Genomic DNA, 9,511 nt, shown 5'->3' with positions numbered 1-9,511 from the left:
TCAGGGCATAGCTGGACTGCCTGCCGCGCAGATCGCCAGGGGCAACGCCGGGAACGGCGCTGTCCTCCCGACCTCGTGAGAGCGGAGTGGCTCGGTGAGCGAGCGGCGTGCCTACGGCAAGAGTCACAGCGCGGCAACCGTGGTGCGCGATGTCGCTGCGCATGCTGACGGGCCTCAAGCTGCGTACCACTCCGCTCTCACGAGGTCGGGAGGACGGCCTGTCAATGCCTCGCGCCGTCTCGTCACAACGCGGCAGGCATCGTAGCTATGCCCTGAAGCGAATACCCGTACAAAAACCGTCGAACACTACGATAAGACTCCCGCCCGGCGGGCAAGAAGGCGCTTTTTGCTTCCTTTTTGGCGCAGTCAAAAAGGGAGTCGCCGGCTACGCCGGCGAAACAGCAGCGCATCCAACCCCAATCCCACAATCCACCGTAGAACCATTAAACACGGGGCTGCCAGATTCGAGGGGCTGGTGTGCAACCCCTTCTAAAAAACCACCGGCGTCAGCAACGCCTCCCCAGCAAAATGCCGCCGGGCATTCTCCAGAAACTGCATCACAGACGTCGTAATAGCCTCCGGCGACCAGCCTGCCACATGGGGCGTCAGCACAAGGTTCGGGCAATCAAACAGCTCGACTGGCGGCGCCGGCTCGCTCTCGTACACATCCAGTCCCGCACCGCCGAGCGTGCCGTCACGCAGCGCGTGCGCCAACGCAGCGGTATCCACCACGCTGCCACGCGCGATATTGACCAGGAACCCGTTCGGCCCGAGCGCAGCCAAGACCTTCGCGTCGACGAGGTGGCGCGTATCGGCACCACCGGGCGTAGCCACCACCAGATAGTCCGCCCACTCGGCCAACGCTTCCACGCTATCGAAATACCGAAACGACACATCCTCGCGCGGCTTGCGGTTGTGATAGCCGATTTGCAGGTCGAAGCCCTCGCCGCGCCGTGCGATGCGCCGGCCGATGGTGCCCAGCCCGACAATGCCGAGGCGCTTGCCCGACACATTGGGGCGCAGTGGCAGTTCGGTGCGCCATTTGCCGGCGCGCGTGGCCTGGTCCAGTTGCGGTACGGCGCGCACCGTGGCCAGCAGCAGCGCCATGGCATGGTCGGCGACGCAGCTGTCGTTGGTGCCCGCGCCGTTGACGACCGCGATGCCGCGTGCGCGCGCATGGGCGATGTCGATGTTCTCGAAGCCCGCACCCAGCGCGCAGACCAGTTCCAGTTCCGGCATCGCATCCATCTCGGCGGCACTCAGACCGATCGAGCCGATGGTCAGTACCGCGCGGATGCTGCTGCCATGGGCGCCGATCTGCGCGGCGCGCGCCTGGGCACCCGGGGCATAGACGACATCTAGGCTTTCGCCGATGCGGGCGAGATGTTCGGGGGAGACCGGGTTCAGGACCAGCAGGGTGGGCTTCATGGCGGGATGAAAACGGAACGACGACGGCAAAAGGAACGCGCGCCGCAGCCTGCGGCGCAAAAGGAGCGGCACATTTTATCGCCGGCGTAGGAAACGCGTTGGCAGGCGGCCCGCAGGCCCTGTGCGACGGCCTCGGCAGTACTGGCGGATAGCGATGCAGCAGTCGACCCAGCCCGGTTTTGCCGTCTCGCGCGGCACGCAGAAACGGGTACGCTTTGCCTATCGACATGCGGTTTCTTGGCCGGCTACCCGCATGCCGGAGCGCGTGCCGGGCACCGATTTCCACATCATTCAGGGTGCTCGCCGTGCGATTTCTTCTCACGCAGAAACGGGTACGCTTTGGCGCCGCGCACCCCGCGTTGCGTATCATGCCTGCTGTCTCCCTCACTTCAGAAAGGCGCGCATGCGTGCGATTGGCAACTTCCTCTGGTTCATTCTTGGCGGCGTGGTCATGGGCCTGGCCTGGTGGCTGGCTGGCCTGATCGCTTTTATCTCGATCATTGGCATTCCCTGGGGCAAGGCGTGCTTCGTGATCGGCACGTTTACTTTCTTTCCGTTCGGCAAGCAGGCCATCAGCCGGCGCGAGCTGCATCAGAAGGACGATATCGGCACCGGCGTGCTGGGCATGATCGGCAATGTGCTGTGGTTCATCTTCGCCGGGATCTGGCTGGCGATCGGGCACGTGATGTCGGCCATTGCCTGCTTCGTGACCATCATTGGCATTCCGTTCGCGATCCAGCACCTGAAGCTGGCCGGCATTGCGCTGGCGCCGATCGGCCAGACCGTGGTGAGCAATGAAGTTGCAGAGGCCGCGCGCCGCGACGGCGCCAGCGCGCACGTCGAGAGCCCGCGCCGCTGAGCGCTAATCTTCCCCGGCTGGTCGCCCCGCGAGGCGTGGGCGACCAGCCGGTCCGGCAGGCCGCCGAGCTGTTCTCGTTCCGCTTCGCTCAGGCAGCCGAAGATCTCTTCGTTGCGTGCCGCATACGCGTGTCGTCATCCCATGTGTCGTCGCCTATGCTTCGTGAGAGCCACGCACCGCCATGCCATCCATTCCGACTGAAGCCACCACCCACCGGAGCTGGCTGCCGCGCCCCGGCAGCTGGCAGTATCACGCCTTGCTCGGTGCCGCGGGCATGCTGGTGCTGGGGCCGCTGGGCGGCATTGCCGCCGCGTACATGAACTTCTCGCTGGGGTTCTTTGTGGGCGGACAGGTGCTGGCCGGCATCCTCGGTTCGGTGGTGACGTATGGCTATGGCGCACCGGGCCGGCACGGCGCCAACTACATCCAGACCGCCGCGGCCTCGGTGGCGGGCATGGGCGGCATGGCCGTCGTGATCCAGGCGATGACGTGGCTCGGCATGGCGCAGCCGCCGCTGTGGCAGCTGGTGGCGTACATGCTGTGCATCGGCATGTACGGCGTTGGCGTGGGCATGTTGTACACGCCGCTGCTGGTGGACCGCATGCAGCTGACCTTTCCGTCCGGGCTGGCGGTTGCCAACATCCTGCGCGCACTGACAGACCCGGTGCTGCTGCGCCGCTCGGTGTCACGCCTTGCCGGTGGCATGGCGCTTGGCGTGGCGGGCGGGTTTGGTGCGGTGAGGCTGGCGCCGCTGGCCGCGCTGGACTTATCGGCTTCCACCTTCGGCGCCGGCATGATCGTCGGCGCACGCATCGGCATCGCGTCGCTGGCGGGTGGCCTGGCCAGTTGGGCGATGACGCCGACCTTCGTATCGATCGGCTGGCTCGCGCCGGGCGAGCCGTTCCGCAAGATCACCTTCCTGATCGCGCTGGGCATGATCATGGGCGCGGCGCTGGTCGATCTCTCGCGGCTGCTGGCGCGCGCGTGGCGGCAGTGGACGGGTGGGGCACGCCAGGCGGCTCCCGGCCAGCGTGGACCGGATATGCGCTGGGTGGCGGCGTGGGTGGTGCTGTGGGGCGTGGCGGTGGTGGTAGCCGGCGTAGCGTGGTTCGGGCAACCAGTGGGTTATCAGCTGCTTGCGGTCCTGCTGGTGCTGGTATTTGCGCTGGTCAATGGCATCTCGGTGGGCATCGTGGACCAGAACCCGATCTCGTCGGCCTTCGTGCTGTGCGTGATCCTGATGGCGGCGGCGGGGCTGCGCGAGCCCCATATCGGCCTGATCGCGGCGACGGTGTTGCTGGTGTCCACCGCGGAGGCGAGCGACATGCAGCAGGACCGTTCCACCGGCTGGCGCCTGGGCAGCAACCGCATGGCGCAGTTTGGCTACCAGGTGGCCGGCGTCGTGGTCGGGGCACTGCTGGCGGTGGCGCTGGCGCGGCTCTTCATGCAGGCATACCCGGTGCTGACGCTCGACCAGACCACGCTCACGGCGGACCAGCAGCCGGCCCGGTGGACCTCGGCCATGACCTACAAGATTGTCGGCGTGCTGCGCGGGCTGGCGCAGGAGCGCACCTATCAGCACATCGCGGTGCTTGTCGGGCTGTCGATCGGGCTGGTGACGGAAGTGTTGCGCAAAGCGATTCACGCCAGCGCGCGCTACCAGCGCTTCGTGCGGTCGGGCCGGCCGCCCGCGCGCGCGGTGGATTTCCTGCTCGACGCGGTCATCCTGCCGACACCCTATGCGTCGTCGTTCGGCGGCTTTGTCAACCTGCCCACTGCAGCGTGGATGGCGGCTGGCGGCATCGTGTCCGGCCTGGTTAACAGCCGCGCCAGCCACAGGCCAGGGGTACGGCAACCTGCCTTGCCGGAAGACATGAGCACGACTTCGCTGGTGGGCGGCGGCCTGATTGCCGGGGACGCGCTGGCAGCACTTGGCATCGGCGCGGCCGGGCTGATGGCTGTTGCGTTCCCCTGAGGATTGTCAAATTGCATTAACCATTCTGTCCAATATCAAGTGGATTGTCAAATCGCGTAGCCCGCGTACCATTGACGACCAGACTGTCGGACTGGCTTGACCGGAGAATCACCATGGCCCTTGATAACGAATCCTTTGCCCTGCTGCGCGCCTCGGTGCAGCGCTTTATCGACGAACGGCTGAAGCCGGCGGAAGACACGCTCGAAGACATCGACGACGTGCCGGCCGACATCGTCGCGGACATGAAGGAGATGGGCCTGTTCGGTATCTCCATCCCTGAAAACTATGGCGGCATCGGCCTGTCGATGTCGCAGGAATGCGAGGTCGTCTACGACCTCGGCCACACCGCCTTCGCCTTCCGCTCGGTGTTCGGCACCAACGTAGGCATCGGTTCGCAGGGCATCCTGATGGATGGCACTGAAGAACAGAAGCAGGCCTACCTGCCGCGCATCGCCAGCGGCGAGCTGATCATCTCGTTCGCGCTGACCGAGCCGAATGCCGGCTCCGACGCTGCCTCGCTGCAAACCAGGGCCGAGCTCGACGGCGACCACTACGTCATCAACGGCACCAAGCGCTTCATCACCAACGCGCCGCGCGCCGGCGCCTTCACGCTGATGGCGCGCACCGGCGGTGCCGGTGCCTCGGGCATCTCGTCGTTCATCGTGCCGGCCGACACCCCGGGCATCTCGCTCGGCAAGCCGGACAAGAAGATGGGCCAGCGCGGCACCAAGACTTGCGACGTGGTGCTGGAGAACGTGCGCGTGCCCGCAGCGAATATCATCGGCGGCGTGCCGGGCGTCGGCTTCAAGACCGCGATGAAGGTGCTCGACCGCGGCCGCCTGCACCTCTCGGCACTGGCCTGCGGCATGGCGCATCGCCTGATCACTGACGCGGTGGCCTACGCCAAGGAACGCAAGCAGTTCGGCAAGCCTATCGGCGACTTCCAGCTGATCCAGGGCATGCTGGCCGACAGCCAGGCCGAGCTGTACGCGGGCCTGTCGATGGTGCGCGACTGCGCGCAGCGCTATGACGCCAAGCCCGCCGGCAAGAGCGACCCGGAAGTCAGCATGCTGGCTTCCTGCACGAAGATGTTCTGTACCGAGATGGTGGGCCGCGTTGCCGACCGCGCGGTGCAGATCCATGGCGGCGCCGGCTACATCGCCGAGTACAAGGCCGAGCGCTTCTACCGCGACGTTCGCCTGCTGCGCCTCTATGAAGGCACCACGCAGATCCAGCAGCTGATCATCGCCAAGCAACTGCTGCGCGACTGACATGAGCCCGTGCGGCAGGAGGCGATATGAGTGAGTTCGACCAATCCGGGCCGCATCGTCTGCGCGCCGTGGTGGCCTCGTACAGGCACGCGCGGCAGGCCTACACGCTGGCGGTGTCGCCGGCGGAGCTGCTGGCGCTCAGCGACATGCCGGGCGAGATGGCCGCCGTTCGCGATCCGCGTGCGCACGCGCACTTGTCAAGGCTGCGCGATGAAGTTCGCGAAAGCGGTGTTGCGCTGCCGGGTGCCATCGTGGTCGCTGTCAGCGGCGGGCACATGCATTGCGAGTGCGATCATCTTTATGCGCTGGAACTGCGGCCGCAGGATGGCGACCGCTTGATCGTCATGGACGGGTATGACCGGCTGCTCTCGCTGGCGCACGGCGAGCGGCGGCATTGCAAGACGCTGGTGTCGGCGGTGTTGTGGCGTACGGCGGTACAGTCGGCTGCGGACATGCCGCAGCCGGTTTCGCTGAACGACACCATTGACGGTGCACTGGTGCAGTCTTCCGCGGCGCGGTGGGCCAACGCTGCGCGCGTCTGGCACTGAGCCCGTTTTCAGATGCTGATGGACAGCCGCCTTCGAGGCGGCTTTTTTTGTTGAGGACGCAGGCCGCTATTGCGGCCAGACGCCATCCACGTCGCGCAGGAGATGCCCTGCCAGAATGTAGTCCCCGAGCCGCGTGGCCTTGGCCTCGAGATCCAGCAATTCATGATCCGCCAGCGTGCCGAGATCGAACTGGCAGTAAAGATTGCGTTGCCGGAATGTTCCCTTGGGTTTGGCCAGCCCTTCGATCAGGGCTTCCCGTGAGCGGACCGCGATGCTCTCCTGTCCGCGATATTGCACCTTGATACCGCGCTTCTCTCCGAGCCTGCCGAGCTCGACGGCATCCTGCCATCCGGTCTCGTAGTCCAGCTCAAGCGCCAGCACACCTTCCGAGGCGAGAAGCCTGAGCGCTTCCGCCTTGCTGCCAGCTCGCACGATTGACATCCACACCTCTTATATCGACTTATACTGTACGAATATACAGTCAACGAAGGGTCGCGGCAAGGGCTGTGCCACTAGCCAGCGCCGCTTTCCCCGATTTCCCTGCATTCCCTTGCTTCAGCCTCCTTCTCGCTAGCTTCCGCTGATCATGGACGTGCCGCCGGGGCCTCGCCGCCGGCCGACGTGGCGTCTTGCGCAGGGGCTTTGCCGAAGTCTCCAGCATAGACCTGCGACAAGCCCGCCGGGCTGACGTACTTGCGAATCGCCTCATTGACCGCTTCGGGCGTCGCGCTGCGCAGGCGCGCTTCCAGTTCGGCGGTGAATGCCATGGTGCGACCCAGGAACAACTGGTTGGCCAGGGTGTCGGCCAGTGCGCTGTCGCTGCTGCGGCTGACGATGCCCTGCTGCAGGATGCCGCTGACGGCTTCGGCCAGTTCCTCGCGGGTGATGCCGTCGCGCACGAAACGCGCGAGTTCTTCCGACACCGCGCGCTGCAAACGCGGCAGGTTCTGCGGTGCATACTGCGCCTGCAGCCCGAAGCGCCCGGCCCGGTCGAGCGCGCCGACCTGGACCCAGCTCGACGTGCCGTAGCTGATGCCCTCCTTCTGGCGCAACCGGTCTGCCAGCCGGCTGCGCAGGCTGGCGCCGCCGAACACGCGGTTCGCGATCAGCAGCAGGGCGTAGTCGGGCGCCTCGCTGGTCAGGTCGATCGGCTCGGCGGCCACATACACCGCGTTGGCCTTGCCCGGCGTCGCCAGCGTGAAGTCGGCGGCCGCAATCGGCACGAAAGGCCGGTCGACGCGCGCGTACGGCTGCTGTGCAGTCCAGTCGCCGAACAGCTGGCCGCTCTGCGCAAGCACCGCGTCCGCATCGAAATCACCCACCAGGCTCAACTGCGCATTGCCGGCGCCATAGAAGCGGGCATGGAAGTCTCGCACCGCTTCGAGCTTTGCAGCTTTCAGCGCCTCGATGCTTTCATCAAACGTCGGCGCATGGCGCGGGTCGCCAACCGGATAGGGGTCGCCGTGGCGCCCCAGCGCGTTGGCGGCCAGCACGCCGGGCTGGCGCTGCATGCTTTCGATGCCCGCGATACTGGTCGTGCGCAGCGTTTCGAATTCCTTCTCCGGGAAGGTCGGCGCGCGCAGCAGGTCGCGCAGCAGCGCGAGCAGTTCAGGCAGCTGCGCGCGGCGCGTTTCGAAGCTCACCGTGACGCGCTCGGAACCTCCGCCAATACTGACGCTGGCCTTCAGCGCTTCGATCCGGTCGGCGATCTGCTGGCGGTCCAGCGTGCCGGCGCCGCGCTTGAGCATCGATGCCGTCAGGCTGCCGACCGTGGCCAGGCCCTGCAGGCTCTGCACATCGCCCATGCGCAGGATCAGCACGCCGTCGACCACGTCGCCGCGCGTGGGCTTGGGCAGCAGCGCCAGCTGCATGCCGTTGGCGAGCGTATGGCGTTGGGTGTGGGCCTCGATATTGGCCGGGCTCGGATCGAAGGGCGGCACCGCGGCAAGCGCCGGCTTGCCCTGGTAGCCCTTCACCAGCGCGGCGACGTCAGGCGCGACGGGAATCGTTGCGCGCGGCGGCTGATCGGCGGGAATGAACAAGCCCACCGTGCGGTTGGATGGCTGGAAGTAATTCAGCGCGACGCGCTGTACGTCCTCGACGGTAGTCGTCTCGATGCGGTCGCGCGCAATCAGGAACAGCCGCCAGTCGCCCTTGGCGATGGCTTCCGACAGGGCGATGCCGAGCGCGCCCGGATCATTCATGTACTGCTCGTAGGCATTGCGCATGCGCACGCGGGCGCGTTCCAGTTCGGATTCCGTAACCGGCGCCTCGGCAAAGCCTTCGATCTGCGTGAGCAGCGCTGCGCGCGCCGGCGCGAGCGGCTGGTCCCTGGCCGTCTCGGCCATGAACAGCAGTGCGCCCGGATCCTTCATCGAATAGAAGGCCGTGCCGACCGACGTGGCCTTCTTCTGTTCCACCAGTGCCTTGTACAGGCGCCCGCCCGGCGTGTCGCCGAGGATGATGGTCAGCAGCGACAGCGCGGTGGTATCGGCGTGGGCGCCGGGGCTGACATGGTATTGCGCGGCCACCAGGCTGCTGTCGCCCGGGCGCATCACGACCAGTTCGCGCGCGCCTTCCTGCGGCGGTTCGATCGTATGCTCGGGCGGCAGCACGCGCGCGGGCCGCGGGATCTGGCCGAAGTATCGCTCGATGCGTGCCAGCGTCTGTGCGGGATCGAGCTTGCCGGCCACCACCAGCACCGCATTGTCGGGCTGGTAGTAGCGGCGATAGAACGCCTGCAGGTTCCCGATGCCGACCTGCTCGACATCGCTGCGCGCGCCGATCGGCGCATGGGCGTAGTTGTGCCAGCGGTAGGCGGCCGACATGGTCTGCTGCATCAGCATGCGCCCCGGGCTGTTCTCGCCCATCTCCATCTCGTTGCGCACGACTGTCATTTCGCTGTCGAGATCGGCGCGGGAGATGAAGCTGTTGACCATGCGGTCCGCTTCCATCCGCAACGCCCAGTCGAGGTTGTCGTCACTGGCGGTGAAGGTCTCGAAGAAGTTGGTACGGTCCTGCGCGGTGGTGCCGTTCGACGACATGCCGCGGCGCGCGAACTCGGTCGGGATGGTCTTACCCGGGAACGACGGCGTGCCCTTGAACATCAGGTGTTCCAGCAGGTGCGCCATGCCGGTCTCACCATAGTTCTCTTGCCGGCTGCCCACCAGGTAGGTCATGTTGACCGTGGTGGTGGCCTTGGCGGCGTCGGGCGCCAGCACGATGCGCAGCCCGTTGGGCAGGCGGTATTCGGTGATGCCTTCGACGGAGGTGACTTCGGTTGCGGTTGCGGTTGCAGCTGCAACGGCAGCCGTTGCCGGCGCCACGGGAGCGGCCACGGCAGCAGGGATGACAAGGGATAGCGAGCCAGCCAGCGAACACGTCAGTGAAGCGATCAGTGACAGACGCGTGAAGGGACGGCGCATGAGGT

General features: G+C 66.3%; 7 protein-coding genes. 4 read left to right on the top strand and 3 right to left on the bottom strand.

What is annotated here, in order from left to right; genetic code table 11:
- Nucleotides 1-489: 489 nt before the first annotated feature.
- On the bottom strand, nt 490-1,428 hold the full coding sequence (locus RM96_RS36005; protein WP_039016550.1) for a 2-hydroxyacid dehydrogenase: 939 nt from the start codon (nt 1,426-1,428) through the stop codon (nt 490-492).
- A gap of 403 nt (nt 1,429-1,831) precedes the next feature.
- On the opposite strand from RM96_RS36005, the gene RM96_RS36000 reads away from it, so the two are divergent.
- The 4 genes from RM96_RS36000 to RM96_RS35985 all read left to right on the top strand — a co-directional run bounded on the left by RM96_RS36000 (nt 1,832) and on the right by RM96_RS35985 (nt 6,081).
- A complete protein-coding gene (locus RM96_RS36000) occupies nt 1,832-2,287 on the top strand; it encodes a YccF domain-containing protein (protein ID WP_039016531.1) in 456 nt (151 codons plus the stop codon).
- A 181-nt stretch (nt 2,288-2,468) separates the two neighbouring features.
- Nucleotides 2,469-4,262 carry an OPT/YSL family transporter gene (locus RM96_RS35995; RefSeq protein WP_039016530.1) on the top strand — a complete coding sequence of 598 codons (1,794 nt, stop codon included), beginning with the start codon at nt 2,469-2,471 and terminating at the stop codon, nt 4,260-4,262.
- A 113-nt stretch (nt 4,263-4,375) separates the two neighbouring features.
- Nucleotides 4,376-5,533, top strand: coding sequence for an acyl-CoA dehydrogenase family protein (locus RM96_RS35990; RefSeq protein WP_039016529.1), 1,158 nt, complete (start codon nt 4,376-4,378; stop codon nt 5,531-5,533).
- Between the two features lie 26 nt (nt 5,534-5,559).
- A complete protein-coding gene (locus RM96_RS35985; RefSeq protein WP_039016528.1) occupies nt 5,560-6,081 on the top strand; it encodes a hypothetical protein in 522 nt (173 codons plus the stop codon).
- Between the two features lie 66 nt (nt 6,082-6,147).
- On the opposite strand, the gene RM96_RS35980 is transcribed toward RM96_RS35985, so the two are convergent.
- Entirely contained in the window at nt 6,148-6,522 is a 375-nt protein-coding gene (locus tag RM96_RS35980) for a hypothetical protein (RefSeq protein WP_039016527.1), read from the bottom strand.
- 143 nt (nt 6,523-6,665) lie between these two features.
- Nucleotides 6,666-9,506 (bottom strand): M16 family metallopeptidase, encoded by a 2,841-nt coding sequence (locus RM96_RS35975; RefSeq protein ID WP_039016526.1) that lies wholly within the window; start codon nt 9,504-9,506, stop codon nt 6,666-6,668.
- Between the last annotated feature and the right edge of the window lie 5 nt (nt 9,507-9,511).

This window comes from Cupriavidus sp. IDO, assembly GCF_000812465.1.
Classification (GTDB): Bacteria; Pseudomonadota; Gammaproteobacteria; order Burkholderiales; family Burkholderiaceae; genus Cupriavidus.
This window is presented reverse-complemented; position numbering and strand designations above follow the sequence as displayed.